Annotated in this window: 28 protein-coding genes and 2 pseudogenes; 17 read left to right on the forward strand and 13 right to left on the reverse strand. The window is 66.4% G+C overall.

From position 1 onward, the window contains the following. From IQ216_RS01675 to IQ216_RS01705, 7 genes and pseudogenes are all read left to right on the forward strand, one after another. On the forward strand, positions 1 to 444 hold a 444-nt coding region (locus IQ216_RS01675), incomplete at its 5' end, for an NAD(P)/FAD-dependent oxidoreductase (protein ID WP_370566556.1). Beyond that, positions 435 to 1,574 carry a type III polyketide synthase gene (locus IQ216_RS01680; protein WP_193814062.1) on the forward strand — a complete coding sequence of 380 codons (1,140 nt, stop codon included), beginning with the start codon at positions 435 to 437 and terminating at the stop codon, positions 1,572 to 1,574. The genes IQ216_RS01675 and IQ216_RS01680, both read left to right, overlap by 10 nt. Beyond that, on the forward strand, positions 1,561 to 2,154 hold the full coding sequence (locus tag IQ216_RS01685; RefSeq protein ID WP_193814063.1) for a PAP/fibrillin family protein: 594 nt from the start codon (positions 1,561 to 1,563) through the stop codon (positions 2,152 to 2,154). The genes IQ216_RS01680 and IQ216_RS01685 overlap by 14 nt, the downstream gene beginning before the upstream one ends. Positions 2,155 to 2,391: 237 nt before the next feature. After that, a pseudogene (locus IQ216_RS01690) lies at positions 2,392 to 4,106 on the forward strand (SulP family inorganic anion transporter). Positions 4,107 to 4,567: 461 nt separating this feature from the next. Next, positions 4,568 to 5,887, forward strand: coding sequence for a hypothetical protein (locus IQ216_RS01695; RefSeq protein WP_193814064.1), 1,320 nt, complete (start codon positions 4,568 to 4,570; stop codon positions 5,885 to 5,887). Positions 5,888 to 7,209: 1,322 nt separating this feature from the next. Further along, on the forward strand, positions 7,210 to 8,208 hold the full coding sequence (locus IQ216_RS01700) for a sodium-dependent bicarbonate transport family permease (protein WP_186699450.1): 999 nt from the start codon (positions 7,210 to 7,212) through the stop codon (positions 8,206 to 8,208). Between the two features lie 49 nt (positions 8,209 to 8,257). Continuing rightward, positions 8,258 to 8,572 carry a hypothetical protein gene (locus IQ216_RS01705; protein WP_193814065.1) on the forward strand — a complete coding sequence of 105 codons (315 nt, stop codon included), beginning with the start codon at positions 8,258 to 8,260 and terminating at the stop codon, positions 8,570 to 8,572. A 75-nt stretch (positions 8,573 to 8,647) separates the two neighbouring features. On the opposite strand, the gene IQ216_RS01710 is transcribed toward IQ216_RS01705, so the two are convergent. From IQ216_RS01710 to IQ216_RS01720, 4 genes and pseudogenes are all read right to left on the reverse strand, one after another. Beyond that, the gene (locus IQ216_RS01710) at positions 8,648 to 8,815 is read right to left on the reverse strand and encodes a hypothetical protein (RefSeq protein ID WP_193814066.1); all 168 of its coding nucleotides are present in this window, start codon (positions 8,813 to 8,815) and stop codon (positions 8,648 to 8,650) included. Continuing rightward, positions 8,812 to 9,063, reverse strand: coding sequence for a hypothetical protein (locus IQ216_RS14030; RefSeq protein WP_228007007.1), 252 nt, complete (start codon positions 9,061 to 9,063; stop codon positions 8,812 to 8,814). Before IQ216_RS14030 ends, IQ216_RS01710 begins: the two co-directional genes overlap by 4 nt. A 140-nt stretch (positions 9,064 to 9,203) precedes the next feature. After that, a pseudogene (locus IQ216_RS14610) lies at positions 9,204 to 9,821 on the reverse strand (MFS transporter); the annotation flags it as partial. A 414-nt stretch (positions 9,822 to 10,235) separates the two neighbouring features. After that, entirely contained in the window at positions 10,236 to 11,672 is a 1,437-nt protein-coding gene (locus IQ216_RS01720) for a glutamine synthetase (protein WP_228007009.1), read from the reverse strand. Between the two features lie 78 nt (positions 11,673 to 11,750). On the opposite strand from IQ216_RS01720, the gene IQ216_RS01725 reads away from it, so the two are divergent. Further along, complete coding sequence (locus tag IQ216_RS01725; RefSeq protein ID WP_193814068.1) at positions 11,751 to 12,323, forward strand: cysteine hydrolase family protein; 573 nt, start codon at positions 11,751 to 11,753, stop codon at positions 12,321 to 12,323. Between the two features lie 18 nt (positions 12,324 to 12,341). On the opposite strand, the gene IQ216_RS01730 is transcribed toward IQ216_RS01725, so the two are convergent. The 3 genes from IQ216_RS01730 to IQ216_RS01740 all read right to left on the reverse strand — a co-directional run bounded on the left by IQ216_RS01730 (position 12,342) and on the right by IQ216_RS01740 (position 14,940). Next, the gene (locus tag IQ216_RS01730) at positions 12,342 to 13,079 is read right to left on the reverse strand and encodes a class I SAM-dependent methyltransferase (protein ID WP_193814069.1); all 738 of its coding nucleotides are present in this window, start codon (positions 13,077 to 13,079) and stop codon (positions 12,342 to 12,344) included. Positions 13,080 to 13,338: 259 nt separating this feature from the next. Beyond that, a complete protein-coding gene (locus IQ216_RS01735) occupies positions 13,339 to 14,058 on the reverse strand; it encodes a hypothetical protein (protein WP_193814070.1) in 720 nt (239 codons plus the stop codon). A gap of 66 nt (positions 14,059 to 14,124) precedes the next feature. Further along, a complete protein-coding gene (locus IQ216_RS01740; RefSeq protein WP_193814071.1) occupies positions 14,125 to 14,940 on the reverse strand; it encodes a methyltransferase domain-containing protein in 816 nt (271 codons plus the stop codon). Positions 14,941 to 15,079: 139 nt separating this feature from the next. Here IQ216_RS01740 and IQ216_RS01745 point away from each other — a divergent pair, with 139 nt between their 5' ends. The 4 genes from IQ216_RS01745 to IQ216_RS01760 all read left to right on the forward strand — a co-directional run bounded on the left by IQ216_RS01745 (position 15,080) and on the right by IQ216_RS01760 (position 19,680). Beyond that, the gene (locus tag IQ216_RS01745; protein ID WP_193814072.1) at positions 15,080 to 16,054 is read left to right on the forward strand and encodes an SMP-30/gluconolactonase/LRE family protein; all 975 of its coding nucleotides are present in this window, start codon (positions 15,080 to 15,082) and stop codon (positions 16,052 to 16,054) included. A 17-nt stretch (positions 16,055 to 16,071) separates the two neighbouring features. After that, positions 16,072 to 16,755 (forward strand): PIG-L deacetylase family protein, encoded by a 684-nt coding sequence (locus IQ216_RS01750; protein ID WP_193814073.1) that lies wholly within the window; start codon positions 16,072 to 16,074, stop codon positions 16,753 to 16,755. 21 nt (positions 16,756 to 16,776) lie between these two features. Further along, positions 16,777 to 18,321 carry an FAD-dependent monooxygenase gene (locus IQ216_RS01755; RefSeq protein ID WP_193814074.1) on the forward strand — a complete coding sequence of 515 codons (1,545 nt, stop codon included), beginning with the start codon at positions 16,777 to 16,779 and terminating at the stop codon, positions 18,319 to 18,321. Positions 18,322 to 18,618: 297 nt separating this feature from the next. Next, positions 18,619 to 19,680 carry an amidohydrolase gene (locus IQ216_RS01760; RefSeq protein ID WP_228007010.1) on the forward strand — a complete coding sequence of 354 codons (1,062 nt, stop codon included), beginning with the start codon at positions 18,619 to 18,621 and terminating at the stop codon, positions 19,678 to 19,680. Here the strand turns inward: IQ216_RS01760 and IQ216_RS01765 are convergent. Next, positions 19,649 to 19,957 carry a hypothetical protein gene (locus IQ216_RS01765; protein WP_193814075.1) on the reverse strand — a complete coding sequence of 103 codons (309 nt, stop codon included), beginning with the start codon at positions 19,955 to 19,957 and terminating at the stop codon, positions 19,649 to 19,651. The two genes, IQ216_RS01760 and IQ216_RS01765, sit on opposite strands and share 32 nt — an antisense overlap. A gap of 77 nt (positions 19,958 to 20,034) precedes the next feature. Here IQ216_RS01765 and IQ216_RS01770 point away from each other — a divergent pair, with 77 nt between their 5' ends. Then, on the forward strand, positions 20,035 to 20,766 hold the full coding sequence (locus IQ216_RS01770; RefSeq protein ID WP_193814076.1) for a hypothetical protein: 732 nt from the start codon (positions 20,035 to 20,037) through the stop codon (positions 20,764 to 20,766). Positions 20,767 to 20,790: 24 nt separating this feature from the next. Here IQ216_RS01770 and IQ216_RS01775 read toward each other — a convergent pair whose 3' ends face one another. Further along, positions 20,791 to 21,069 carry a type II toxin-antitoxin system PemK/MazF family toxin gene (locus IQ216_RS01775; RefSeq protein ID WP_370566557.1) on the reverse strand — a complete coding sequence of 93 codons (279 nt, stop codon included), beginning with the start codon at positions 21,067 to 21,069 and terminating at the stop codon, positions 20,791 to 20,793. A gap of 484 nt (positions 21,070 to 21,553) precedes the next feature. On the opposite strand from IQ216_RS01775, the gene IQ216_RS01780 reads away from it, so the two are divergent. Beyond that, entirely contained in the window at positions 21,554 to 21,787 is a 234-nt protein-coding gene (locus IQ216_RS01780; RefSeq protein ID WP_193814084.1) for a hypothetical protein, read from the forward strand. Positions 21,788 to 21,996: 209 nt separating this feature from the next. Beyond that, positions 21,997 to 22,548: an isoprenylcysteine carboxylmethyltransferase family protein gene (locus IQ216_RS01785; protein WP_193814077.1), complete on the forward strand. Its 552-nt coding sequence runs from the start codon at positions 21,997 to 21,999 to the stop codon at positions 22,546 to 22,548. 12 nt (positions 22,549 to 22,560) lie between these two features. Here the strand turns inward: IQ216_RS01785 and thiD are convergent, their stop codons facing one another. From thiD to IQ216_RS01800, 3 genes are all read right to left on the reverse strand, one after another. Continuing rightward, positions 22,561 to 23,376 carry a bifunctional hydroxymethylpyrimidine kinase/phosphomethylpyrimidine kinase gene (gene thiD, locus IQ216_RS01790; protein WP_193814078.1) on the reverse strand — a complete coding sequence of 272 codons (816 nt, stop codon included), beginning with the start codon at positions 23,374 to 23,376 and terminating at the stop codon, positions 22,561 to 22,563. Between the two features lie 116 nt (positions 23,377 to 23,492). Beyond that, on the reverse strand, positions 23,493 to 24,113 hold the full coding sequence (locus tag IQ216_RS01795; protein WP_193814079.1) for a hypothetical protein: 621 nt from the start codon (positions 24,111 to 24,113) through the stop codon (positions 23,493 to 23,495). Positions 24,114 to 24,184: 71 nt separating this feature from the next. Further along, positions 24,185 to 24,349: a hypothetical protein gene (locus tag IQ216_RS01800; RefSeq protein ID WP_193814080.1), complete on the reverse strand. Its 165-nt coding sequence runs from the start codon at positions 24,347 to 24,349 to the stop codon at positions 24,185 to 24,187. 55 nt (positions 24,350 to 24,404) lie between these two features. On the opposite strand from IQ216_RS01800, the gene IQ216_RS14380 reads away from it, so the two are divergent. Together IQ216_RS14380 and IQ216_RS01805 are read left to right on the forward strand one after the other, a co-directional pair. After that, positions 24,405 to 24,533, forward strand: coding sequence for a hypothetical protein (locus IQ216_RS14380; protein WP_255510552.1), 129 nt, complete (start codon positions 24,405 to 24,407; stop codon positions 24,531 to 24,533). A gap of 217 nt (positions 24,534 to 24,750) precedes the next feature. Further along, entirely contained in the window at positions 24,751 to 25,770 is a 1,020-nt protein-coding gene (locus tag IQ216_RS01805) for an NAD(P)-dependent alcohol dehydrogenase (protein WP_193814081.1), read from the forward strand. Here IQ216_RS01805 and IQ216_RS01810 read toward each other — a convergent pair. Then, positions 25,751 to 26,587 (reverse strand): ligase-associated DNA damage response exonuclease (locus tag IQ216_RS01810; protein WP_193814082.1); only part of this gene is annotated, 837 nt, incomplete at its 5' end. The genes IQ216_RS01805 and IQ216_RS01810 overlap by 20 nt on opposite strands.

Consider the following 26,587-nt stretch of genomic DNA (forward strand, 5'->3'; position numbering starts at 1 on the left):
GTCGAACAGCCCGCTGAACAGTCCTGGCAGCTCACCGCGCCCCTGACGCGCCGCACCCGGCCCCTGGCCGGCCATCGCCTGCTCCTGCTCGGGGATGCCGCCGGCTATGTGGAGCCCTTCACGGGCGAGGGCATTGGCTGGGCGCTCACCGCGGCGCTGGCCTGCCTGCCCCTGGTGCGGCGGGGGTTGGTGGAGTGGGACCCGGCCCTCGCGGATGACTGGCACCAGCAGCACCGCCACTGGGTGGCGCGCCGGCAGACGGTCTGCCGCGTCCTGGCCCTGCTGCTGCGCCATCCCACGGCCACCGCGGCGCTGCAGCGCACCGCCGCCCTGCTGCCGTCCGTGGCGGGGCCGCTGCTGCAGCGGGTGCAGCACACCGCTCTGCCGCCGCTGATCTCCACCCCAGCGGCGCCTTCCCCCCTGGAGGCGGCGCCGTGGCGATGACCCTGCTCGGCCTCGGCACGGCGGTGCCGGAGCTGCGGCTCAGCCAGGCCGAGGCCCTGGCCCGCGCCCCCCAGATGCGCGGGGCCAGCCCACGCCMGCAGCGGCTGCTGCGCCGCATCTACGAGCGCTGCGGGGTGGACAACCGCCACTGCATCACCCCCGATGACGACCCCAACCCCAGCACCGCCGTGCGCATGCGGCGCTATGGCCCCGCGGCGCTGGAGCTGGGACTGCAGGCCAGCCGCGCGGCCCTGGCCGAGGCCGGGGTGGCGGGCACCGCCATCACCCATCTGGTCACGGTGTCGTGCACGGGCTTTGCGGCGCCAGGCTTTGACCTGGCTCTGGTGGCCGGTCTGCCCCTGGCGGCGGACGTGGCCCGCACCCATGTGGGCTTCATGGGCTGCCACGGCGCCCTCAATGGCCTGCGGGTGGCGCGGGCCTTCGTGGAGGCCGATCCCCGGGCCTGCGTGCTGCTCTGCGCCGTGGAGCTGTGCAGCCTGCACCTGCAGGAGGGCTGGAACCCCGACCACATCGTGGCCAACGCCCTGTTCGCCGACGGCGCCGCCGCCGTGGTGGCCGTGGCGGGGCAGGGCAGTCCAGGCAGGGAGGCGCCCAGGCAGGGAGGTCTGCAGCTGCTGGCCAGTGGCTCCACCGTGATTCCGCACACGGCCGGGGCGATGGCTTGGCTCATCGAGGACCACGGCTTCTCCATGGCGCTCTCGGCGCGGGTGCCGGCAGTGATCCAGGCGCAGCTGCGGCCCTGGCTGGATGGCTGGCTGGCCGGGCTGGGCCTCAGCCTCGAGGCGATTCGCCACTGGGCCGTGCATCCCGGCGGCCCCCGCATCCTCACGGCGGTGCTGCAGAGCGCCGAGCTCGATGATGAGCGCCTGGCCGTGTCGCGGGCGGTGCTGCGCCGGTTCGGCAACATGTCGTCCGCCACCCTGCTGTTCATCCTGCAGCGGTTGCGGCAGGGACAAGGCCCCGGCCCAGGCCCCTGCCTGGCCCTGGGATTCGGTCCGGGGCTCACCGTGGAAGCAGCCCTGTTCGGGGTCGATGGCGCCACACTGGCCCGTGACCCCACACCCCCAGAGGCCCTCCGGGAGGCCGTCGACTGCGATGAGCAACTCTGAGCGGCTGCAGCTCCTCTCCCTGCTGCAGGAGGCCCCCCGGGGCAGCGCCCACCGCCGTGATGGCGAGGTGCGGCCGTTGATCACGGCCCTGGAGGCCTCCTCGCCGGCCGATCTCCAGAGCGATGCAGCCCGGCAGCAGTTGGAGGGGGTGTGGGAGCTGCGCTGGAGCAGCAGCTCCCAGCCCTACCTCAAGGCCTCCCCCTGGCTGCAGAACCTGCAACTGCTGGCCCCCTCCCAGGGGAGGGCCATGAACCTGTTGCTGCCGGCGGGGCCCCTGGCCCCGCTCGGGGGGATCGCGGTGGAGGCGCGCATCGCCATCAGCTCGTCCCAGAGGGTGGAGGTGCGTTTCCAGCGGGGCGGCTGGCTGGGGCCCGCCCTGGGCCAGACCCGGCTGCAGCTGCTGCGCCGCGTGACGCCAGGCTTCCCGGCCTGGCTCGACATCACGGTGCTCGACGATCAGTTGCGCCTCTGCCGCGGCAATGCGGGCACCCTGTTTGCGCTGCTGCGCCGCGACGACCTCAGCCTGGAGGCCCTGCTGCCGGCTCCCGCAGCCGTTGCAGCGTCCCCAGCCCCTGGCTGAGCGTGGCGGCGCTGGCCCCGGTGCTGCCCAAAGGAGTTGAGGAGCCTGAAGGGCGATCGGGACCCAGCAGCAGCTGCAGGCCGCCCTTGGCAGGGCTCAGCKCCACGCTGGTGCCGACGTCGGAATTAACAAAGCGCYATTGGCCCATGGGGTAGAACCCTTGCGGTCCGGTCCCTAGGCCTAGCCCGATGGCCAGGCCCCCGGCTCGATGGCTCCCCAGACCCCCGCGATGGCTTGATGACAGCAGCTCCCAGCGCCACGGCGCAGACGCCCCCCAAGGCCGGCCGGATCTTCAATTACATCGGCCGCAACAACATCCGGGGCGATTTCTACGGAGGGCTCACCGCCGCCGTGATCGCCCTGCCGATGGCCCTGGCCTTTGGCGTGGCCTNNGRNGSMSKRCSCGRYSGCSSSRCTGNTSSTCGGCAKCGWKCNTSGGCSWGRTSMYGGMCCKSWWYKKSSGCMSGSCKRYSSTGMTCTCSGANGNCYCRCNCGRSCCCWTGNNNACSSKSSYSWTCWSCGCCGTGCTGGCCACCCTCACCACCCGGGCGAGCAGTCCGGCTGAGGCCCTGGCCATCGCCTTCACCGTGGTGATGCTCTCGGGGGTGTTCCAGATCCTCTACGGCGTGTTTCGGCTCGGGAAGTACATCACCCAGATGCCGTACACGGTGATCTCCGGGTTCATGAGCGGCATCGGCACGATTCTGATCGTGCTCCAGATCGGGCCGCTGCTTGGCCAGGAGCCGCCCCTCGGGGGGGTGATGGGCACCCTGCGCAATCTTCCCCAGCTGCTGCAGGGCATTCAGCCTTTGGAAACCCTGCTGGCGCTGCTCACCCTGCTGGTGCTGTGGTTGACGCCCGAGCGGATCAAGCGTCTGATCCCCGCACAGCTGTTCGCCCTGATCGTGGGCACAATTGTCTCCCTGGTGGCCTTCGGCGGCGTGGAGTTGCGCCGCATCGGCGAGATCTCCAGCAGCCTGCCCCAGTTCACCCTGCCGGCCCTCTCGGCTGATGTCTGGCAGTTGGTGCTGGTCAATGCGGCCCTGCTGGGCATGCTCGGTTCGATCGACTGCCTGCTCACCTGCCTGGTGTCCGACAGCCTCACCCGCACGGAGCACAAGTCGAACAAGGAGCTGGTGGGTCAGGGGGTGGCCAACATTGCGGCGGGCCTGTTCGGGGCCCTGCCCGGCTCGGGGGCCACCACCGCCACGGTGGTGAACATCCAGGCGGGCGGACGCACGGGGCTTTCAGGGGTGCTGCGGGCCGTGATCCTGGCCGTGCTGATCCTGGCGGGGTCGGGCCTGGCGGCCCAGATCCCCCTGGCCGTCCTGGCCGCGATCGTGTTCAAGGTGGGCATCGACATCGTGGACTGGGGCTTTCTCGCCCGCGTCCCCAAGCTCTCCGGCAAGGGCGCCCTGATCACCTATGTGGTGATCGCCCTCACCCTGCTGGTGGATCTGATGGTGGCCGTGGGGGTGGGCATCTTCATCGCCAACATCCTCACCATCGACAAGATGAGCGCCATGCAGACCCGCGGCGTGCGGCTGGTGAGCACCGGTGACGACGCCGGTGAACTGACGCCGGAGGAACGGCATCTGCTCAATGCGGCCGGGGGGCGGGTGCTGTTGTTCCAGCTCAATGGTTCGATGATCTTCGGGGTGGCGAAGGCGATCAACCGGGAACACAACGCCATCGGCGACTGTGATGCGGTGATCTTCGACCTCAGCGAGGTGGTGCATCTGGGGCTGACCGCTGCCTTGGCGATCGAGAATGCCGTGGAGGAGGCCATCGAAGTGGGCCGCAACGTGTATGTGGTGGGAGCCCGTGGCACCACCCTGCAACGGCTGGAGCAACTCAAGCTCTATGAACAGCTTCCCCCCGATCACACTGATCTCGACCGGTTTCAGGCCCTGAACCATGCCGTTTTGGCCCTGACCCGCCAACCGGGATGACGACCAGTCCCAGGCAGCGCGCTTAAGCTTCGCCTCCGGCCTTGGGACATCGGCATGGATTCTTCCGGTGACCAACCGATTCCTCCTTCAGCCGGCGCCGTTGGTGCAGGTCGTTCAGAGTCCAGCGAACGGGAGGTGCGAGAGCGTGTTGATCGCACGCTGGCCCAGCTTGAGGCACTGCAGGCCCAGTGGAGCGGCAACGACCAGCAGATCGACGCGCTGCTGGAGCAGGCCCTGAAACGCATCAGTGCCCTGCTGGCCCTGATGAGGCAGTCGCTCGTTGGGCTCGAGGGAGTGTCTGACGATGAACGCTCCCTGGCCGTGTCGAGCCTCGACGGAGCCGAAGCGCTGATCTCCCTGGCTGGCAGCTCCAGAGAAGGCTCAGTGCCACGGCCGGACGATCCTGGTGCTCGGCTTCAGTATGGACTCAGTGGCCTTGATCTGCTCCAGAGCGGCTGGCGATGGAGTCGCGTCTGCTGCGATCGCTGCAGGCTCAGCGGCATCAGCAGCCTGACTACCGCGAAGCGCTGCATCAGCTCAGCATCGCCGCGTATCGCTGCCGCTACCTCCTCAAGGGTTGCCGGCAGAGCCTGATGCAGGAGCTGCTGTTGTTGGCCATGCAGCTGGAAGACATTGCCAAGGGTTTGAAAACCGATTCAGGCGATCACATCCAGTTCTGGTCTGGCCGCCTTGATCAGGTGGAGGATCGCCTTGAATGGGTTGGCTTCAAGCAGCGTCGACCATGGTTGCCGGTGCTGAATGTGCAGAAACTGGTCAGGAGGGTCAGAATACTGCAACGCCAGGAGTCCGTTCAGGGAAGGATGCTGGCGGGGCTTGGGGTGTCGTTGACCATCTCCGTGCTATTTCTGCTGGCGACAACCACGGCGACAACGGTGCTTGGAGCCTTGTCTGCGATCAACACGGCGAACAGGCAAGCCGAGCTCATTGGCAATTACCAGGATCTCACCGTGGAGGTGAAGCGACTCTTGGACATCAATAACCAGAACAGAGATATCGATGCCAGCCTCGAAGCCCTCCAGCCTTCGATTGAACTGGCAAAGAAACCTCTTTTGGTGGAACCTGAGCAAGCTGAACAGCCTGCCGCTCAGCAGCCTGGAGTTGAGAACCAGCAGCAAAACATTCGAGTGCTGGAAAATCTCAATAGAGAGCGCAATCTTGTGTTGGGTGAGAAAGCCGAGAAGGACCGTGAGTTCAGCCGAGCAATTTCGCGACTTACTCTGCTGTATGAAGACATCACCACAACTGAGTCTCGGCCCCTGCGGCCTGCTGAGGAAGGGCTGCCAGGCAAACCGGCCGAGTCAAACTGGTATGGCGTTTGGATCGACACCCTGGCCGGGCCATTGCAGGATCCCGTTCTGCTGAAGCATTCGCGTCGCCTTGCCATTGCCGCCTTTGCCGGTGCTCTGGGCAGCATCATGAGCATTTTGATTCGGTTGGATCATGTCGATGAACAGAATGTGAGGAACCCCTTTGTTGTTGGTGCACTCAAGCCGGTTATAGTTGCCGTTTTTGGAATTGTCATCTTCATGGTTCTCACCACAAATGTGATTGACTTCATGCCAGCTAACTTCCGCCTCCATGACCACACGGTCCAGAGCATGGATGCTTCAGCTTCTGGCCCAGCCAGCCTGGCGGCAGGGGTTGATCCGCTGGGCGATCTAGACTCACAGGAGCTTTACAAGATCTTTCTGGTGGCGTTCATTGCTGGATTCAGTGAGCGTCTGGCAGGGGACACCCTCCGATCTGTGGGCAGGAGGTGACTCTCCTTCGCTGGGATGGTTCTGGAGCAGATGGCAACAAGCTCCGCATCGGCTACTGCTGTGCAGGCACGTTGATCCCACTGCACAACGCCATCCCGTGCCAGCACGGCCTCAATCGAGCCAGGTTTTCTCTGGGAGACCCCGACGTGGAGTCAATCTGACGTCAGGCCTCCAGCAGGTCTTGGAAGCCCCGGCGCACGATCTCTGGGATCAGGGCGCCTGCGGTGCCGCACTCCTTGAACTGGCTCAGCTCGGAGCCACCACGATGGGTGAGGATCATGGTCGGTGTTCGGTTTGTTGGTTGTGCTCCGAACAGGGTCACAGACTGGCCCACTCATTGCCAAAGCTGAGATCTCAGGGAGGTGAGCCGTGAGCCCCAGCTAAGCAGGTGCTGATCCTACAGATTCACACCACTACCTGGGACGCCCCAACCGCACTGCAGGAACGTATTGCTGGTATAGAAGAAGCATGTGTCATGTTCGAGCTAAACAGGCGATTGTGTCTCACAACACGCCGGAAACGTGTGCCTTGGGCCATCAGAGCTCGGTCCGCACTGGTGCGAATTGGCCAACTGGTGGCTGCTGTAGACAGGGATTGGATTCGTTGCTGAGTCGAAAGCCCATACCATGACCCTGTCGGATAATCCAGGCTTATCTGTAGGATTTGCAACTCTTTGTCCATCAAGCGCCCAACCCCATTGAGATGGAATTAATGTCACCCAACCTTTGCTGCTGCCAGTCATGTCTGCCTGTTGAGAGCCCCTAGCCCCTCTGGGGATTCAGCCTTCACGGTCTGGTGCGGTCGTCAGCTCCCATGCGCGATCTGAACCTGACTGGATGGGTTGGAGCGAACCGTCCATGGCCTCATTCCCTTTTCCCGTCAAACCACCACCTTTCACTGAAGAGACACACGGCGGGGTCTTCCCCTGTAGGACTTTCTCAGCATTCTTCTGGTCAATCAGCATGGCTCAAAAGCTCTGTCTTTGGGCCCGTTGAACGTCTCTGGTCTGCGTGCTCAGAATCAAGCACGAGGAGGACCCCTTGGGTTTRTCTTCCCTCCTGAGCTCCCCCCACCCCCGCATGACTGAAATTCAAACGGATGGTGACTTTTCCTGGCGTTGTTGCAGCCCCCCCTGGGCTCCAAAATCACGGAGTGTGGTTCTGCTCCATTCTGTGGCGATGACGGCATCTCCGGTACTCACCTGTAGAGGCTTGAAGACAAGCTCTGAAACCAGGCAATCTGGTTGCAGACTTGTCAGGAATCCTTCCACGACGACCTGATTTCTCAGCGACCTCAATCACTAAACCAACAGAGGATTTGAATTGTCTGACTTTCTTGAGCTTTTCATAAAGCAGATTCAGTCTCCAACCCTAGGCTTCCTGATCGGTGGCATCGTTGTCGCCTCATTCGGTAGCCAGCTGGCAATCCCGGATGCCATTTACAAGTTCATCACTTTCTTCTTGCTTTTGAAGATTGGTTTGAGCGCAGGTATTGCGATTCGCAACTCCAACCTTGCAGAAATTCTGCTGCCAGCCCTTGCCGCTGTGCTGATCGGCATCCTGATTGTACTGATTGCTCAGTACACTCTCGGTAAGATGCCAGGCATCAAATTCACTGATGCCATCGCAACAGGTGGACTTTTTGGCGCTGTGAGTGGTTCCACCCTCGCCGCCGTTCTGCCCCAGCTTGAGTCGGCAGGAATCCAGTACGAGGCTTGGAGCGCTGCCCTTTATCCATTCATGGACATCCCGGCGCTGGTGACGGCGATCGTGGTGGCTAGCGTTTACACAGGTCGTAAATCCGCTGACACGTCCGAGAAAGTCGAAATCTGGCCGATCATCAAAGACAGCCTACAGAGCTCTGCTGTCACGGCGATGCTGCTTGGTGTTGGTCTTGGCATCTTAACCAGGCCTGAGCGTGTCTATGAAGGATTTTTCGATCCTCTCTTCCGCGGCTTCCTTTCGATCCTCATGATCATCATGGGTATGGAGGCTGCACAGCGTATGAATGAGCTGCGCAAGGTGGCCCAGTGGTTTGCCATCTATGCCTTCATTTCGCCTCTACTTCATGGTTTTATTGCCTTTGGCGTCGGCCTGATCATTCACAAGATCACTGGCTTCAGTATCGGTGGCGCTGTTGTGCTGGCTGTGATCGCTGCATCCAGTTCTGATATCTCTGGGCCGCCGACTCTTCGAGCGGGTATTCCTACCGCGAATCCCTCCGCCTATCTAGGTGCCTCCACTGCCATAGGAACGCCAGTAGCGATCGCTATCGGCATTCCGCTCTTCATCGGGCTTGCGGAGTACATGCTTGCCCAGTAAGCCTAGATACTAGGTTGTTCACCATGCTTTCAATCTGAGGTCCTTTTCCATGAGCCAGCCAGTCTTTAAGTTGATCATCATCACAGAAGAAATTCTGCTCAAGAAGATCGCCAAGATCATCAAGGCAGAGGGTGCTACCGGTTACACCATCCTTGCGGCCGCTGGTGAAGGCAGCCGCAATGTGCGATCAACCGGTGAGCCTAGTGTGTCGCATACCTTCTCCAACATTAAATTCGAAGTGTTGACATCCAGCCGTGAAATGGCTGATGCCATCCAGAATAAGGTGGTCGAAAAGTATTTTGATAACTTTTCCTGTATTACCTACATCTCTACGGTTGAGGCTTTGCGAGCGCACAAGTTCTGATCTGATCCTGAACTATTTCATCCCTGCGATGTGCCCTTGCACCGCAGGGATTTTTCATTTCAGCCCATGCCGTGCTCATGGCTGACTCTCCTCCTGGCCGCGCTCTTCACTGAAGTGGCCATCCAGGGGGTCGGCCGCCACCCCTTCCACCTCCCGCAGGTAGCGGGCCAGCCCGTCACTGTTGCCTTGGGTCACGTGCATCTGCTGGGCCTGGCTCTGGCAGCGGCACGACTGCAGGGTCATGGGCTAGTACTCAGCCGGGCGTAGGCCAGCACCAGGCCCGCGTGCATCAGGGCAAGAACGAGCAGGCAGAGCGCCAGTGGCACCTGGGTGGTGTCGGGCAGCCAGACAACCGTGCCGACGAGCAGGGCCGTTCCTTCCAGCTGCAGGAAACCGGTGAGGGCTGAGGCCTGGCCCGCCTGGGCGGGGAAGGCCTGCATCGGCAGGGCATGGCCGATCGGCGTGATGATTCCGCCGCCAACCACCGCCAACAGCATCGGGGCCAGCAGTGAGAGGGGATCGAAGCGGCCGCCAGCCCCAGCAGGAGCATCATCATGGCCCAGGTCGTGATCCTGGCTACACCGGTCCAGAGCAGACGCTGCTGACCGAGCCGCACCACCGTGCGGCGCACGCCGAAGGAACCGAGCAGATAGGCCCCGCTCAGGGCGAGGGAGAGATTGCGGCATAGCCAGCCACCACGCCGGTGGCGAGTATGGCGATCAGGGCTGGCAACAGAAAGCGCCGGTCCCGAAGCAAGCGCGCGTAGTCCCGCACCACCACGGCCAGCTCCCGGGTCGGTGTGATCGGGCGGGAGACCCTGGGGGGCAAGGTTTCCCCCCAGAGCTCGGGCCAGGTAAGCCAGCACGAGTGAGCCCAGGAGGGCCATCAGAGCAAAGTCGGCGCGCCAGGAGGCCACGCTGGCAATCCAGCCGCCCAGGAACGGCGCGATGCCGAGGGCCAGTGCGTAGCTGATTGCCGCCAGTGACATCGCCTGGGCCAGGGAGCGCTGGCTGAGCACATCCCGCAGGCAGGCCCGCGACACGCTGGTGTCGTAGCCGGCGTCCACCCCCTGGATCAGCCGCAGCACCAGGAACGACCCGGATCCGGGCACCCCGGTGAGCGCGATCGGCCGGCGCCCGAAGCGATCGGCCTGGGGCCCCCAGAACAGCTGGGAGAAGCCATAACCAAGGACGTAGGCGGTGATCGACTGCTCAGCGGTGGCGGTGCTGACCCGAAAGTCGCTGGCCATTGCCGGCAACGAGGGCAAGGTGATGAACAGGGCCGATTGTCCCAGCGCGACGCCCAGGCAGGCGTAGCTGATCTGGGCGACTCCTTAGCCTGATCTCCTTCCGGAGCTGCATCCGGGCCCAGGTAACGGGTTCACGGGTCATCCGGCCGGAGATCGGTGCAATCAATCATGGGTTGGCATCACTGTTGGTGAGCCCCAACAGACTGTTGGCGAGATGCCATGAGGGGCGAGGTTGTTGTAGCTCCTGCTCGCAAAGAACCACGGTTCACCTTGCCTTCGGAGATGAAGACCATTCCGCCGCCCGCCACCCACAGTTACGGGACCAAAGCGTGAGAGCGGATCGACCGGCAGCCTTTGCACGGGCTTGAGCGCATTGTCTGAAGGCGCTGCAGATGCCTGCGCCGGAGCATCGGCTCAGCCGACCACGGGCCAGCAGCACGTGGAAGCGATCAGGGCCTGGTCCTCCATCCCCTCGCAGCGGCGGATCTCGGCATGCCGGGCCTCGGCCACGGTGCTGTGCAGCCGCTCACCCAGCGCCTGCCGCAGCAAGGCGCTGGCCTCGAATGCCGCGGTCGCGGCAGCCAGGTCCAGGGGCAGGCGCGGCGCCGTGCCCCCGTCCTTGCGGCCGGGATCCCCCGAGACGGGCGCCGGCAACGGTCGAGGTGTCTGCAGCGACGCTTCGACCACGGCCATCACCGCGCCCAGCAGCAGGTAGGGATTGGCGCTGAGATCACTCACCTTCAGCTCCAGGTGGGCTGGCTCCCCTGCCGCTGAGGCTGGAATCAGCCGCAGGGCCGCCTCCCGGTTCTCCACGCCCCACACCTGGAACGGCGCTGCCCAGCGACCGGGCGCCAGACGGCGATAGGACACCCCCAGGGCACAGGCCAGCGGCAGCAGGGCCGGCAGCTCCTGCAGCAGGCCCGCCACGAGGGCTTCTCCCTCGCGGGTCAGGCCAGCAACCCCGGGGCCGCCCCCGAGCAGGTGCCGTCCCTGCCGCTGCAGGCTCAGGTGCAGGTGGCCGCCATTGCCCACCAGCTCCGGGGATACCAGCGGGCTGAAGCTGCAGCGCCAGCCGAAGCGTTCACTCACCCGCTGGATCAGCAGCCGGGCGGCCACCAGGCGGTCGGCTGCCTCCAGGGGCGTGGCCGGGGCCAGGGAGAGCTCGAACTGACCGGCGCCGTACTCGGGATGGAGCTGGAGCCAGTCGAGTGAGGCCCCATCCAGGGCCTCGGCGAGGGCTGCGAGGTAATCGAGGCCCTCCACCAGCCGATCGGCGCCGTAGGGGCCTCCCGGCACGGCGGGTCTCCAGGCACCGTCAGGGCTGGTGCGCCCCACCATCCATTCGATCTCGAAGCCCGCCAGGGTCTCCAGCCCCTGGTGGCTGAGGGTCTGCTGCCACCGGCGGCAGAAGCTGCGCTGATCGAGGGCGTACGGCTGCCCATCCAGGCCGCGACGCTCGCCGGCCGCCCAGGCCCAGCCGCTGGTGAGATCCAGGGCCCTCAGGCTGCTCAGATCCGGCACCAACCGCAGGTCGCCATCCGGGCGCGCCAGCGACTGGAGCGGGTCGATCGCACCGGTGGCTCCGAAGGCATCGGACACCGGCGAGAACCCCACCCCCGCACGGGCCACCTGCACCAGCCGCTGTACCGGCACCCCCTTGGCGAGCACGGCGCCGCCGTGGGTCACGAAGGTGATGGCCAGCCGGCGCAGCCCCTGCTCCAGCAGGTTGGGCAGCAGATCGGCGGCCTGGGCTGCGGGTTCCAGGCCCTGGGCTGGGATGGCGCCAGGACCTCGGACGGCTCCCCCCGTGATGTCCCCGCTGGTTTCGGAGCCGGAGCCGGACATCGCCATGGTCTCGGGCAGCGCGAAGAGTTCCTCGAATCATCGCCGCAGCGCCACCATCGCGGGCACTGATGGCAGGATCGCGCCATGGCCACCACCGCCCTCCTGCTCGTGGACCTCCAGAACGGCACCTGTGGGCCAGGGCAGGCGGAGCGGCGCCCTGAGTTTGATCGCCTCTTTCACGAGCGCACCCTGCCCCAGGTGCAGCGGGCGCTGGGGTTATGTCGTGGGGCCGGGGTGGAGGTGATCCACACCGTGATTGAAAACCTCACCGCCGATGGCCGCGACCGCAGCCGTGATTACAAGCGCTGTGGGATGGGCTTCCCGCCCGGCTCCTGGGAGGCGCAGGTGATTGAGCCGCTGGCACCGCTGGCGGGGGAGATCGTGCTGCCGAAGAGTTCCTCTTCACCCTTCAGCTCCACCATCCTGGACTACCTGCTTCGCAACCTCGGCATCGACGAGCTCCTGGTGGCTGGCATCCTCACGGACCAGTGCATCGACCACACGGTCAAAGACGCGGCCGACCGCGGCTACCGGGTGACCTGCCTCAGTGATGCCTGCATGGCCGAAAGTCTCGAGCGTCACGCGATGGCTCTGCAGTGTTTCAGCGGCTATGGCCGCCAGCTGGAGGTGGCCGCCTGGGCGCAAGAGCTGGGCTGAGACAGCCTGCTTCCTCCCTCAGCGGGGTGCCGGAGATGGTGCGTTCCGGGCAGGTGCCTGCAGCCGCAGTCCCACCACCTCGCCCCTGATCCCCTGGTCGTACTGACTCAGGAAAGTGTCCGCCTGCCAGCTCGGCGGTAAGTCGTCCAGAAGGGCAGCCACATAGGGATGAAGCTGGGCTTCGGCACCCTGCAGGGTGTGGGCTGGGTACATGCGCAGCTCGCCGCGGCACACCCGCAGCAGMTCGGCAAAGGCCTGCCGGTGCCAGGCCAGCCCCAGGCCGGGCTCCTGCATCAGGCCGCCGTCGCTGACGGGGGCGTAGGCGAAGAGCAGGCTGCCGCTGATCACCAGATCAAAACTCCCATCAGCGAACGGCAGCGACGGCAGGCTGGCCGCCAGGTAGTCGGCGGGATAGTCGTTGCGGTCGCGCTGGAACTGGCGAAAGGCTTCCAGCTTGGCGTTCAGATAACTGGCGTGATCGAAGCTCTCGCGAAAGGCGGCATCGCCCGGCATCTGGTCTTCCACTGCCTGGATGTCGGCGCGGGTGCGGGCTTCCAGCACATCTGGCGGGAGGCCATAGCTGGGATCGACGGCGGTGGGCCTGGCGCCGATCCGGCGCAGCAGGGCCGTGAGCGAACCGGGCCCGCCGGGGCAGTCGAGCACCTTCAGGCCAACCAGGTGTTGGGGCTCAAGGGCCACCATCGCCAGCAGCTCTTCGCCGGTGCGGCCGAAGGAGAGCACGCGATCAAAACGCATCGGAAGGGGGCGAGCTGGGGCTCCAGGCTGCACGGGCAGCTGCAGGGGCGATGGGAATGCCATCTTGCCGTGGGCGGCTACCGCTCCCTGCAGAACGTGGTGCTTCCCCAAGACCGGCTGGTGCCTGTATCCAGATGTCTTACTCAATGAGTCTTGTGACGCCCCCACCAAGGCAGTGATGCATGACATCACTGCCTCCCTCCTCGTTTGCATGGCCACCGACCTTGTTGTGGCTCAGAACAACTGAGAAATGCTGCCCCTATTTCTTCGGGACACCACGCCGAAACAGAAGGCCGACGGTGGCTCCCTTGATGCCCTGATCGCATGGGCTATGAAAAAAGGTGCTTGTCCAGGCAGGGTCGATGGTTTTCAGTAGTGGCTTGACATAGGGGTGGAGGACAGCCTCGCTCCCGTGCTGCGTGTGTGCGGGATAGACACGCAGCTCGCCCGCTGCCACCCGCATCAGTTCACGCAAAGCCTGACGGTGCCACTCCAGCCCCAGCCCTTCTCCTGCCAGTAGCCCTCCGTGGGCAGCGGGGGAATAGGAGAACAGCAGACTGCTGCTCAGAACAAGGTCGAAACGTTCATCGGCAAAGGGCAGGTTCGGCAGTGAGGCTGCGATGTAATCGCCTGGATAGGTGGCTCTGTCCTCGAGGAATTGCTGGTAAGCCTTGAACTTTGATGCCAAGTAACGACGTTGTTCAAAGTCTGACCGGAAGATCTCGTCACCGGCGATCTGATCGGCAACGGCCTCGATGTCGCGAAAGGTGCATGTCTCGAATTCGTCGAGCGGGAGGGCATATCCAGGATCCACGGCTGTTGGATGGGCGCCGTGCCGTCGCAGGGCGGCGCTCAGTGAGCCTGGACCTCCCGGGCAGTCAAGAACGCGGAGGCCCTCCAGGGAGGCGGGCCGAAGGGCGAGGATCTCCAGCAGTTCCTCTCCTGTACGGCCGAAGGACAGGATTCGAGGAAATTGCATCTTGGACTTTCACCGGTTCAGTGGAGTAACACGGGGTCTGCCGTTGCGGCTGACCTGTTCGGGAGCTCACTGCGGCGCGCTGGCCTGGAGTTCCAGCACCGTGGGCCCCACCCAGTAGCTGCCGGAGGCGGACCGAGCCGCTTTCATCTCCGCCTCCGCTCGGGTGGCCTGCTCTTCACTCCAGCGGCCCTGGCGGATCAGTTCCCTTCCGTAGATCCTCACGAACCGTTCCAGCCACTGGGCCCACGCATCGCCGGCGCGGCCCAGCACCGGCAGCGGCCGCAGCGCTTCGATCCGGAAACCGCGGTCGGCCAGCAGGGCCGGCAGCCGACGGTTCACGTTCGGGTCACCCCCCGCTCCGCGGAAGCTGGCCATGGCGGCTGCGGCGAACTGGCCGATGGCATCGCCATGAGGGTGGAGTGCGAAGGTCTCCCAGTGCATGTATTCGTGGGCCACGAACCGCCCACCGGGCCGCAGGGAGCGGCTGAGCAGAGCGAGGAGGGGATCCAGCACCGGCAGAAACATCGCCACCCAGCGACTCCAGGCCAGATCGATGCCGGACGCGGCCAGGGCGTCGACGGCCAGGTCGTGCTGGCGCACTTCCAGCCAGGGCAGCTGCCCACGACCGGCAGCGGCCCGCGCCGCCTCCACGTAGGCAGGGCTCTGCTCCAGGGCCAGCACATGGCCGCGGGGGCCCACCGCACGGGCCAGCGCCAGGCTGCAGTCGCCTGACCCGGCTCCCAGGTCGAGCACCCGCCATCCCGGCCTCAGTCCGGCCCGCCGCCACGCGGATCGGGCCGACGGCAGCCAGAGCTCATGCTGCCGCCGCAGTCGCTCCCGCTCCTCCGGATGGGTACCGAGGACGTAGGCATTGGCGGCCATGGGCCCGGCTCGGCGCTCAGCAGTCAGCTTCGCAGCGGTGCGGGAGCCGCGAGCAGGCCAGGTGCCGATGTCCGACCCATGGCTACAACGGGCGGGAGACCACTGGGCCTCATTCACGGACAGTGGGCTTGGAGCAGCGATGGCGGCAGCGGATCTCAGAGCCTGGCTGGGCGGGCCGGTCCACTACCCGGACCCGGCCATCGAGGTGATCGCGCCGGCATTCCAGCGCTATGTGCTCCCCAATGCCGCCGTGGAGCGGATCCACACCGGCGCCCGCTGGACGGAGGGTCCGGTGTGGTTCGGCGATGGGCGCTATGTGCTCTGGAGCGACATTCCCAGCAACCGGATGCTGCGCTGGTGCGAGGACACGGAAAGCGTGAGTGTCTTCCGCAGCCCGTCGGACTACGCCAACGGCCACACCCGCGACCGCCAGGGCCGCCTGATCAGCTGCGAGCACGTCACCCGGCGGCTGACCCGCACCGAGCACGATGGCTCCGTCACCGTGCTGATCGATCGCTATGGGGGCCGGCGGCTGAACGCCCCCAACGATTTGGTGGTGCACCCCGACGGCCACATCTGGTTCAGCGATCCGGGCTATGGAATCATCGTGAACTACGAGGGTGAGCGGGCCGAGTTCGAGCTGCCGGCCAACGTCTACCGCCTCGATCCGGAAACCGGTGAAGCGAACGTGGTGGCGGGCACGATCGAGAAACCCAACGGCCTCTGCTTCTCCCCGGATCACCAAAAGCTCTACATCACCGATACGGGCGCTTCCCACAAGCCGGGCCATCCTCGGCAGATCCTGGTGTACGACGTGATCGAGGGGGCGCGGCTGGCCAACGGGCGGGTGTTCTGCGACATGGGCCCCGCCATGGCCGATGGCCTCACCTGTGATCTGGATGGCAACGTGTGGGCGAGCTCCGGCTGGGCCGACCCCAGCCTCGATGGCGTGGCCGTGTTCTCACCCGACGGGGAGCTGATCGGCAGGATCCACCTGCCGGAGGTGGCCTCCAATCTCTGCTTCGGCGGGCGCCGGCGCAACCGCCTGTTCATCACCGCCGGGCAGTCGGTCTATGCGGTGTACGTGGAAGCCCAGGGCCTGCCGTTCCCTTAACGGCGCAGATCTGCAGCATGACGACACTCCTCGCCTTCGGCGCTCACCCCGATGACATCGAGATCGGTTGCGGCGGCACCGTGCGCAGGCTGATCGAGCAGGGCTGGCGGGCCGTGCATGGGTGCGTCACCTCCGGTGAGGCCGGCAGCAGCACCATCGATCGGGCCACCCTGGCGGCCACCCGGGAGCAGGAAGCGCGCCGGGCCGCGGAAGTGCTGGGCTCCGAGCGCGTCGAGTTTCTGCGGGCCCCCGATGGGCTGACGCAGTATTCGCGCGAGCAGAAGATCGACGTGATCGATCTGATCCGCGCGGTGCGCCCGCAGATCCTGTTCGTGCATGCCAGCAGCGACGCCTTCCCCGATCACCGCGTGGTGCACGAGCTGGTGATGGCAGCCGTGGCCGGTGCCGCGGGGCCCTGGTACCAGGAGGCCAAGGGAGAACCGCACGTGCCGGCCACGATCCTCGGTTACGAGGTGTGGCATCCGCTCAGCACCCATCAGCTGGCGGTGGACATCAGCGCCACGGTGGAGCGGAAGCTGGAAGCCCTCCGCTGCCACCAGTCCCAGATCGAGCCCACTCACTACGACGAGGCCTTTCTCGGGCTGGCGCGCTACCGCGGTGTGATGAGCTTCACCGGCACCTATGCGGAGGTGTTCGAAGTGCTGTGCACACCCCTGAGCCTGCCCGCCGGGCTTGCCTGACCGCCCTGTTGCGCTGAATCCGTGCACCCCGCTCTTCCCACCCAGACCGCCGTGCTCGTGGTGGGCGCCGGCCCCACGGGGCTGCTGCTTGCAGCGGAGCTGCAGCGCCGCGGGGTGCCCACCCTGCTGATCGACGCCCGCGCCGAGGCGCTGCACTGGGACCGCGCCACGGTGATCCATGCGCTGTCGCTGGAGCTGTTCGAGGCGCTGGGGCTGGAGGAGGCCTTCCTGGCCGCCGGCTGCCGCCAGCGTCGCATCCTGATCCATGCCGACGGCCGCCGGCTGGGGGAGGTGGACCTGGCCGCAAGCGGCAGCCGCTATGGCTTCAACCTCGGCCTCTCGGAGGAGGTGACCGAATCCATCCTCACGGGCCATCTCGAGCGCCATGGGGGCACGGTGCACCGCTCCTGCCGGCTGCTGGGCCTTCAGCCCCACGGCGGCGGCGTGACCGCCACGATCGCCTGCGGCGAGCAGGAGCACACCGTGGAGGCCCGCTGGCTGGTGGGCTGCGACGGCCTGCGCAGCAGCACCCGCGAGCTGAGCGGCATCGGCTTCCAGGGCCATGCCATCCCACGCTCATGGGCCGTGTTCGATGCCACGGTGGAGGGCTGGCCCCACGCCTACGAGGTCAACGCGGCCTACCTCGACGCCTCGCCACTGATCCTCACGGCCCTGCCCGGCCAGCACTGGCGGATCTACATGCGGCCATCTTCCGAGCAGGGCGATCTGGTGGCGGAGGCCACGGCCGTGCTGCGGCGCTACTTGCCGGCGGCCCGCTTCCAGGGCGTGGAGAACCCCAGCCGCTTCCACTGCCACACCCGGGTGGCGAGCACGTTCCGGGTCGGGCCGGTGTTCGTGGCCGGCGATGCCGCCCACGTGTGCTCCCCCGCCAAGGGCCACGGCATGAACTGCGGCCTGCAGGATGCCGCCAACCTGGCCTGGAAGCTGGCGCTGGTGCACCACGGCGCGGCGGCGCCGGCCCTGCTCGACAGCTATGAACAGGAGCGCCGACCCGTGGCCGAGCAGCTCACGCGCCGCAGCGAGGCCGCCGACCAGGCCCAGCTGCTCGAAGGCAGCGGCGAACGCTCCGCCCGCGATGAGGCGATCGCCGCGACGCTGGCCGACCCGGCGGCCTGCCGCCAGGAGGCGGTGGCGGAAGCGGAGCTGAACGTGAGCTACGCCGGCTCGGCGATCACCGCCGGCACCGGAGAAGCACCCCTCGGCGCCGGCCAGCGGCTGCCCACCACGATCGCCCTGCCGCCCGGAGCTGGAGCCACCCATCTGCACCAGCTCACCCACCGGCTCTGCCACACGCTGCTGCTGCTGGCTGACCCCCGGGCCGATCCGGCGGGACTCGCGGCACTGCGGGCCGAGCTGGAGGCCGACACGGCGGATTCACCGCTGGTGGAGGCCGTGGAGACCGTACGGCTGGAGGAGAGCTCCGGGCTGGGCCTCGGCCCCCTCACCCTGCTGTCGGTGCGGCCCGACGGCTTCATCGGCCTGCGGGCCGACACCTGCCACCGGCATGCGCTGGGGCGGTACCGGCAGCTGGTGCTGGGCCGATGATCCGAGCAGCGGGATGCCCAGCGTTGCCTTCAACTCTTCGCCCCTGGATGGCCGTCCTGGCCTCTATCTGCCTCGTGTGTCCCAGCGGCAGCCTTGCCGGTGACCAGGAGCCGCAGAGCCAGCGTTCCGTGCTGGAGCTCTACCGGCACCTTCATGCCAATCCCGAACTGAGCCTCCAGGAGAACCGCACGGCATCGCTGCTGGCCGCCGCGGCCCGGGCCGCGGGATTCGAGGTCAACGAGAACGTGGGGGCACCAGCGTGGTGGCCGTGCTGCGCAACGGCCCAGGCCGGTGGTGATGATCCGCACCGACATGGATGCGCTGTCGGTCAGCGAAGCCACCGGCTGGCCCTTCGCCTCCCGGGTCCGATCGACCAACCAGGAGGGCCAGCCTGTCGGCGTGATGCATGCCTGCGGGCATGACACCCACATGGCGGCCTGGGTGGCCACGCTGCGCCGTCTTGCCCTGGCGAGGCCTGACTGGTCGGGCACCTTGGTGATGATCGCCCAGCCGGCCGAGGAACTGGGGCGCGGCGCCGGGATGATGCTCGACGCTGGCCTCTTCCGGCGTTTTTCGAAGCCGGATGTGGTGCTGGCGTTTCACAACAGCGCTGCTCTGCCAGCGGGGGTGATCGGCGTGACCGAGGGCTATGCCCTGGCCAATGTGGATTCCGTGGACATTCGCGTGAAGGGGAAGGGTGGGCATGGCGCCTATCCCCACACCACGCTGGATCCGATCGTGCTGGGCGCCAGGATCGTGCTGGCGCTGCAGACTCTGGTGAGCCGGGAGATCAACCCGCTGGAGCCGGCGGTGGTGACCGTGGGCAGCTTCACCGCCGGAACCAAGCGCAACGTGATTCCAGACGAGGCGTTGCTGCAGCTCACGGTGCGCAGCTACAAACCGAAGATCCGGCAGCAGCTGCTGGAGGGCATGGCCCGCATTGCCAGAGGTGAAGCCATCGCCTCCGGGGTTCCCGAGGATCGCCCGCCGGAGGGCACGATCACCAAGGAATCCACTCCCGCCACCTACAACACGCCTGAGCTGGTGCAGCGCTTTCGTGAGCTGATGGTCTCCCGGGTTGGCAAGGACAGGATTCTCGCTGTGGATCCGGCGATGGCCGGAGAAGACTTCGGCCGCTATCGCCTCAGTGATCCTTCCATCCGCAGCCTGATCTTCTTTGTCGGGGGCGTGCCCGCCGAGCAATGGCAGCAGCACAGCTCAACCGGTGCGTCATTGCCGTCCCTGCACAGTGCTGAATGGGGGCCGGACTACGAGACTGTGATCGAAACGGCCTCCGATTCGCTCACCACCCTGGCCCTGGACCTCTTCAACCGTCCCGCTCCAGCCAGCCGATCGTGAGGTCGTCCGCATCCTCCTGCAGGTAGAGATAGCCGCTGCCATCGGCCATCACGATGACCCGGTAGTTGTAGGGAACGCCCTCGCTTTGGCGCTGCACCACGGTGGCCAGGCAGTCGTCGCCCTGCGGCTGGCGCCAGATCCCGGTGATGGTGGTCCCGGTCGTCAAGCTCAGGCTGTAGCGGGGCCGGCCGGAGGCATCCAGCACGGCCTCGGCATCATCGTGGAGCCTCTGATCACGCGCCGCGGGGCCGGGATCCTGCTGTTGCGCTCCAGCCACCCCCTCTCCAACAACACGTGGCGGGCCGGTGGCCGCCAATCCACAATCGTTGATCCTGTCGATCCGTCCCTGCTGTGGTGATCCGCCCATCCCGCCTGCTCCCGCTGGCCCTGGCCCTCAGCGCCGCCGGATCGGCCACACCGGCACTGGCGGACAGCACCGAAGCCACCTGCATCCTCAGCCGCCACGACCACACGATCCCGGTGGAGAAGGGGGCATGCCGGTTCAGCCAGCGCCAGGGCAACGTCAACGTGCGCTTCGGCGACTGGGCCTTCAGCTTCCCCAGCGCCGAGCAGGACAAGACCTACCAGCGCAGCAACACCACTGAGGGCATCCGCTTCAACCGGGAGGGGGAGTACACCCTGCAGGTGCTGTGGGATTCCGCCCAGGCGGCGATCCCCAAACCCCAGGGCTGGGCCACCGACAACTTTTTGCTGGGCCGCTGGCAGGGGCAGAGCACGGCGGGCCGGGCGGTGATCGATGTGCTCACGGTGGAACCCGATCGGATCCGCTGGGGCAACCAGGCCAACGGCCGCTGCGACAGCGACTACAGCGTGGAGCACCTGCCCTGGGGCCGGGGGGGTCGCTATCCCGATCAGCTGGTGCTGCCCAGCCAGCCCACGGATGTGGTGGTTGGTGTGGCCCGGCTCACGCTCAAGCCCTCCCCCTGCAGCACGGGAGATGCGGTGATCCAGCTGGCGATGCCGCTGGATGGCTCCGGTGAGCTGGAGGTGGTGACCTACGACGCCAGGGGAAAGCTGACGGGCCAGTACGGGGCTTTCACGCCGCTTCCCTCCTCCAAGCCGTGAAGAGCCGCAGGAAGCACTTCGGGCTCAGCGCGCCAGGCCAAGAAAGACGAGGATCGAGCGATTCAGGCTCACCAGCAGGTTGCCGTCGAGCTGGCCGATCCGGCTGCCGAGGCGGGCACAGCGAACGGTGGTGAGCTTGTCCAGCATCAGCCAGCTATGGCTGGAGAGGCCATTGCGGCTGTTGGGATCACGGGTGAGAGAGCAGATGGTGATCGAGTCCCGCTCCGCGAAGGCATCGTCCTGCACGATCAAGGCAGGCCGCGGCTTTGTGGTGTAAGAGCCACCTCCGGCGACGGTCCATATTTAGCCCCGATTCATTCAGAGCAATCATCTGGCCAGTAGGACGTGGCATCCACGAAGGCCTGATCGTCAGCCTCTTGATCACTTGCGTTGGTGACCAGGCATTGCCTGCCGCCGGGCCTCGGCGGGCGAGCTGGTTGGCGGGAACAGGTCCGGCCTCAACACCTTCTTGGCATCGAGAAGGAGTCCGGCCTGAGGGGTTGACATCTATACGAGCATCTTCCGCTCAGCGGTAAGAGTTGATCGCCAGGATCGAGCAGTTCATGGCGGCTTAGAACAGACCAAGGCCCCGTTCTACTGGCCCCCCACAGCGGACTCAAGCCTGGAGAAGCTCCAGCGACTTTGCTCGTCAATCTCCGGAACAGCCAATCAGTGGGCCTCTGTTCAGGAGCCGTCTCATCCATGACCGGATGGCCCCCCGGGTGCTGCCCTGGGCTGAGCCTGACCCCATACGATCTGCCCAGCGCGCGGGCACCACATCACCGCCATGACCAACCCCACCCTGCCGCCGATCGCCGGCCACGAAGCCGAGATCCTCGCTGTGGTGCAGCACCCCGGTCCGGTGTTCCTACCGCGCAGCAATCTGAGCCTGGAGCGGATCGGCTCAGGTTTTGCCTGCACCCTGCACCAACCCCCCCGTCACCAGGAGGCCCTGCTGCACCTGCTGCTATTGGAAACCAGTTGCTTCCGCTACTGGGGCCAGGGAGTCTGGACCGACTAGGCCCGCGAAATTCGCCGCCGTGGTGAGGCCGCGTCGCTTAGGCCGCCAGCCGTGGCAGAGGGGGCGAACCTGCGGCAGGCCGCGCAGGGCGTGGCGCATCTCGTGTTCTTCGCTGGCATAGTCCATCGAGGCGATTGGCGCGCTTGCTCCGCCGCACCCCAGCACCGCCATGCTCCCATGCGTTAAGTAGCATATCCGTGTACTGGTGCATGGGTTGGCCATGGGCTGAGCTGGGCGAACGGCTTCAGGCTTGGGGGTTCTCCTGGCAGGGCCTGCGGGACAACCGCCACGGCGAATGGTGCCTGCTGGCGCAGATGCTGCTGATCAGCGCCCATTGGCTACCGCCCACCCCTACTCCGGCTGCCCTGGGGATCCACTGGCCGATGGCGGTGCGCGTGGTGGGCGGCATCACTGTGGTGGTGGGTCTTGTCCTGGGCGCCCAGGGCACCGTCAGCCTGGGCGAGAGCCTCAGCCCCTTGCCGGAGCCGATGCCGGGCGCCGTTCTCGTCACGGAGGGGGCCTACGGGCGCTGCCGGCATCCGTTGTACCAATCGCTGCTCACCTGCTCCCTGGGTGTCGCCATCGCGCTCGGCAGCCTGCTGCACCTGGGGTTGCTGCTTGCGTTTGTGGTGGTGTTAGGCCATAAGGCGCGGCGGGAGGAGGCCAGGCTCATTGCGGTTCACCCCGACTACGCGGCCTACCGGGCCTCCATGGCGGCGATCGTTCCCCGGCTCCCCTGGCTGGACTGGCGAACCGCTTGAGCCGCTCCCAGCTCAGCCCCGAGGCCAGATGGTGTGGAAGTGATGCACCGGTCCGTGCCCATGCCCCACAGCCAGGCCATCGGCGGCGGCGATGGCGCCTTGCACGTAGGTATGGGCGCGGCTGACGGCGGTGACCAGATCCATCCCCTGCGCCAGACCGGCGGCAACGGCAGCTGAGAGCGTGCAGCCGGTGCCATGGGTGTTGGTGGTCGCCTGACGCGGCGCCGCCAGGCGCAGCACGGTGCTGTTCGTGACCAGCAGATCCAGGCATTCGGCACCCTCGCCCCGGCCTCCCTTGATCAGCACTGCGTGCGGGCCAAGGTTGATCAGGGCCTTGGCCTGGTCCAGCATCGCGACCTCGCTGGTGGCCACCGGCGCGTTCAGCAACGCGGCCGCTTCGGGAAGGTTGGGGGTGAGTAGCTGCGCCCCGGGCAGCAGGCGTGTGCGCAGGCAGGCGACAGCGTCTGGCGTCAGCAGGGCATCACCCGATGTCGTCACCATCACCGGATCAAGTACCAGTGGCAGCGAACTCCCGGCCCAATGGCCGGCCAGATGGTCTGCCACCGTGTTGATCGTGGCGGTGTCACCCAACATGCCGATTTTCACGGCACGGACATCCAGATCAGCGAACACCGCCGTGATCTGTGCGGCGATCATCGCCGGGCTGGCGGGCTCCACCAGGGTCACCGCGCAGGTGTTCTGTGCCGTCAGGGCGGTCACCACGCTGGCGCCGTAGACGCCCAGCGCCGAGAAGGTCTTGAGATCGGCCTGAATGCCGGCACCGCCGCCACTGTCCGAGCCGGCGATGGTGACTGCGATGGGGGCCATGCCCGCCAGCATGGATCAAGTCCTTGCCCAGCTGTGATGGCGCCGCCCCGCCTTCGCGCAGGGCAAGGGGCAGCACACCGAAGTCCAGCACCACAGGCCGCCGGTCCAGAGCCTGCCTACCGACCCGCAGCGGTGGCCGAATCGGGGGCTTCGAGTTCCTGGTCGTCCATGCCCTTCAGCATCAGGCTGGCCGCGGTTCTGGCCTTGTCGGCATGGTCATTGATTTGCTGCCTGGCCTCAACACCGAAGTCACGGAAAATCTGACGTCGCAACTCCACAGCATCGTCCGAGATCCCAGGGCTGATCGTGGCGTTCTGGAGGATCAGGAAGTAGTTGTTGCAGGCTTCGGTGTAGCCGATGATCAGGCGAAAAGCCCCCTTCAGGGTCGACGCTGCTTTGAACTCCTGCTTGCTCAGGGTGGGCAGTGCCTCCTTGATCGAAGCCGACCGACGCACGTATTCCTCCTTGCATTGGATCGGCGCAATTGCGATGGCCAGTCCAGGCCCCAGCTGGTTCACATCGGTGACGTCGGCCCCGTTGCAGGAGGCCAGGAAGAGATCCAGCCCCCGCAGGCTCTCCCGCGCTTCAGTGGCGAGATCGGCCCGCAGAAAGCGCCTTGTTTTCCGGTTTTCCAAGGAGCTGCGCACCACCAGCGTCAACTGGGTCACCACCGCCACGATCAGCACCGGTAGGGCGGTTTCGAGCGACTTCAACGGCCCCATCGGCGCTGGATCCATCCCAGCATCAGATCAGCCTGGGGTCCAGAGCCTATGGCCGGGGTCTATCCGCCTGTGCTGGTGCCGAGGCCTCAGGGTCGGCCCGGCACATCAGACGGTTGGGCAGGGACGATGAGCTTCACGATCTCGATCTTGCGCTTCTGGTGCAGGCCTCCCGCAATGGCCATCAGGTGTCTCTGGGACGGGGTGGGGTCTGGAACACTTAGATCGATGCGTTCCGCCAGCGTACGAGCCATGCTCCGGCCCTGTTGGCTGGGCTGAATCCTGCTGGCGGCCACACCGCAGGGGCTGGTGGCCAGCAGCCTCGCCGTTCAGCCCGACACGCTCATCGAGGAGCTGCGCCAGAGCTACCCCGAGGCCCGGCTGGTCAATGGCGATCCCCAGCTCGAGGCCTGGCTGGCCCCCGGAACCAGCTGCTGATTGATGCTGCCTGTCAATCCCAGGCAGTGTGCCGCTTTCCCCCAGATTGCCCTGGGGTTCAGACGCAGCTTCAGCGTCCTTTCTGTTGCAGGTAGAGCCGCAACGAGCGCTCGATCCGAACGCCGCACCCTGAACATGCGAAGAGAGGACCCATGGGGGTGAGGCTAGGTCTGCCAGCCTCACTCGTAGCGTGACCGTCGAGCTGAGTACCGCCGCCATGAGCGCTCCGATCCAGGCCCTGGCTGCCCTCGCGACCGGCGAGCCCCTGCAGCCGTTCAGCTACACCCCGCCTGAGCTCGGCCCAGAGCATGTGGAGGTGGCGGTGGAGAGCTGCGGCCTCTGCCACAGCGATCTCTCCATGCTGGACAACGACTGGGGAGGTAGCAGCTACCCCTTCGTACCCGGCCACGAGGTGGTGGGCCGGGTGGTGGCCCTCGGCAGCCACACCAAGCGGCTTCAGCTGGGCGATCGCGTGGGCTTGGGCTGGTTCTCCAGCAGCTGCGGCTGCTGTTCCCACTGCCTTTCGGGCGACCAGAACCTCTGCCTCACGGCCGAGGGTACGATCGTGGGCCGTCACGGCGGCTTCGCCACCCGGGTGCGGGCTCACTGGAGCTGGCTCACCCCCTTGCCCGACGCCATCGACCCGGCCTCGGCCGGCCCCCTGTTCTGCGGCGGCATCACCGTGTTCAACCCGATCGTGGAGTGCGGCGTGCTGCCCACTGATCGCGTCGGCGTGATCGGCATCGGCGGCCTCGGCCATCTGGCCCTCAAGTTTCTACGGGCCTGGGGGTGTGAGGTGGTGGCCTTCACCAGCAGCGAGGCCAAGCGCAGCGAAGCCCTGCAGCTCGGTGCCCACAGCACCCTCAATTCTCGCGATGCCGGGGAGCTCGCCCAGGCCGCCGGCAGCTTTGATTTCATCCTCAACACCACCAACGTGAGCCTCGACTGGGGCGCCTACATGGGGGCGCTCAAGCCCCGCGGCCGCCTGCACACCGTGGGGGCCGTGGCCGAGCCGATCGCCCTGGGCGCCTTCGCCCTGATCCAGGGCCAGAAGTCGCTCTCGGGCTCCCCCCTCGGTAGCCCCGCCACGGTGGCCACCATGCTCGAATTCGCCGCTCGCCACGGCATTGCCCCCACGATCGAGACCTTTCCGATGTCCCGTGCCAACGAGGCCCTGGAGCACCTGCGCTCCGGCAAGGCCCGCTACCGGGTGGTGCTCAGCCAGGATCTGGACTGAGGCTGAGCCCCTCATCGCCCCGTTCCGCCTGGAAACGGCCGTCCAGGGGTTCGGCCGCCACCCCTTCCACCTCCCGCAGGTAGCGGGCCAGCCCGTCACTGTTGCCGTGGGTCACGTACACCTGCTGGGCCTGGCTGTCGCGCACGCTGCGGATCAGGCCGTCCCAGTCGGCATGGTCGCTCATCACAAAACCGCGCTCATAGCCCCGGCGGCGGCGGGCGCCACGCACCGCCATCCAGCCACTCACGAAGGCCGTCTGGGGCGCCTTGAACCGCTTCATCCAGGCGGAACGGTGGGCGGAGGGCGGTGCGATCACCAGCCGGCCCGCCAGGGCCTCGCCCTTGTCGAGGGCCRTCAGCGGCCTAGTGGGCGGCAGCGCCACCCCGGCCTGGCGGTAGGCCGGCATCAGGGTGTCCACGGCTCCATGCAGCAGCACCTCCTCGCCCACGCCGATGGCGTGGAGCTCCGCCAGCAGTCGCTGGGCCTTGCCGAAGGCATAGGCGAACAGCAGCGAGGGCCGCTCCGGCGCCGCCTGCCACCAGCTGCGGATCTGCTCGGCCACGGCGGCGCCGCTCTGCCAGCGGTAGATCGGCAGCGCAAAGGTGGCCTCGGTGATGAACACATTGGCCGTTACCGGCTCGAACGGGGCGCAGCTGGGGTCGGCGCAGCGCTTGTAGTCGCCACTCACCAGCCAGCTCTCGCCGCCGGCCTCGACGCGGATCTGGGCAGAGCCGAGCACGTGGCCGGCGCTGTGGAACGACACCCGGGCGTCGCCGATGCGCAGCACCTCGCCGTAGGACAACGGCAACAGCTGGAT

This window comes from Cyanobium sp. LEGE 06143 (assembly GCF_015207535.1).
In the GTDB taxonomy this organism is placed as follows: domain Bacteria; phylum Cyanobacteriota; class Cyanobacteriia; order PCC-6307; family Cyanobiaceae; genus NIES-981.

Coding starts and splice junctions, on each gene's coding strand:
- IQ216_RS01805 (WP_193814081.1), top strand. CDS start 24,751: ATGAGCGCTCCGATCCAGGCCCTGGCTGCCCTCGCGACCGGCGAGCCC.
- IQ216_RS01785 (WP_193814077.1), top strand. CDS start 21,997: ATGGGTTGGCCATGGGCTGAGCTGGGCGAACGGCTTCAGGCTTGGGGG.
- IQ216_RS01710 (WP_193814066.1), bottom strand. CDS start 8,815: ATGACCCTGCAGTCGTGCCGCTGCCAGAGCCAGGCCCAGCAGATGCAC.
- IQ216_RS01750 (WP_193814073.1), top strand. CDS start 16,072: ATGACGACACTCCTCGCCTTCGGCGCTCACCCCGATGACATCGAGATC.
- IQ216_RS01745 (WP_193814072.1), top strand. CDS start 15,080: ATGGCGGCAGCGGATCTCAGAGCCTGGCTGGGCGGGCCGGTCCACTAC.
- IQ216_RS01720 (WP_228007009.1), bottom strand. CDS start 11,672: ATGGCGATGTCCGGCTCCGGCTCCGAAACCAGCGGGGACATCACGGGG.
- IQ216_RS01725 (WP_193814068.1), top strand. CDS start 11,751: ATGGCCACCACCGCCCTCCTGCTCGTGGACCTCCAGAACGGCACCTGT.
- IQ216_RS01760 (WP_228007010.1), top strand. CDS start 18,619: ATGATCCGCACCGACATGGATGCGCTGTCGGTCAGCGAAGCCACCGGC.
- IQ216_RS01740 (WP_193814071.1), bottom strand. CDS start 14,940: ATGGCCGCCAATGCCTACGTCCTCGGTACCCATCCGGAGGAGCGGGAG.
- IQ216_RS01780 (WP_193814084.1), top strand. CDS start 21,554: ATGACCAACCCCACCCTGCCGCCGATCGCCGGCCACGAAGCCGAGATC.
- thiD (WP_193814078.1), bottom strand. CDS start 23,376: ATGGCCCCCATCGCAGTCACCATCGCCGGCTCGGACAGTGGCGGCGGT.
- IQ216_RS01795 (WP_193814079.1), bottom strand. CDS start 24,113: ATGGATCCAGCGCCGATGGGGCCGTTGAAGTCGCTCGAAACCGCCCTA.
- IQ216_RS01735 (WP_193814070.1), bottom strand. CDS start 14,058: ATGCAATTTCCTCGAATCCTGTCCTTCGGCCGTACAGGAGAGGAACTG.
- IQ216_RS01695 (WP_193814064.1), top strand. CDS start 4,568: ATGGAGTCGCGTCTGCTGCGATCGCTGCAGGCTCAGCGGCATCAGCAG.
- IQ216_RS01685 (WP_193814063.1), top strand. CDS start 1,561: ATGAGCAACTCTGAGCGGCTGCAGCTCCTCTCCCTGCTGCAGGAGGCC.
- IQ216_RS01800 (WP_193814080.1), bottom strand. CDS start 24,349: ATGGCTCGTACGCTGGCGGAACGCATCGATCTAAGTGTTCCAGACCCC.
- IQ216_RS01705 (WP_193814065.1), top strand. CDS start 8,258: ATGAGCCAGCCAGTCTTTAAGTTGATCATCATCACAGAAGAAATTCTG.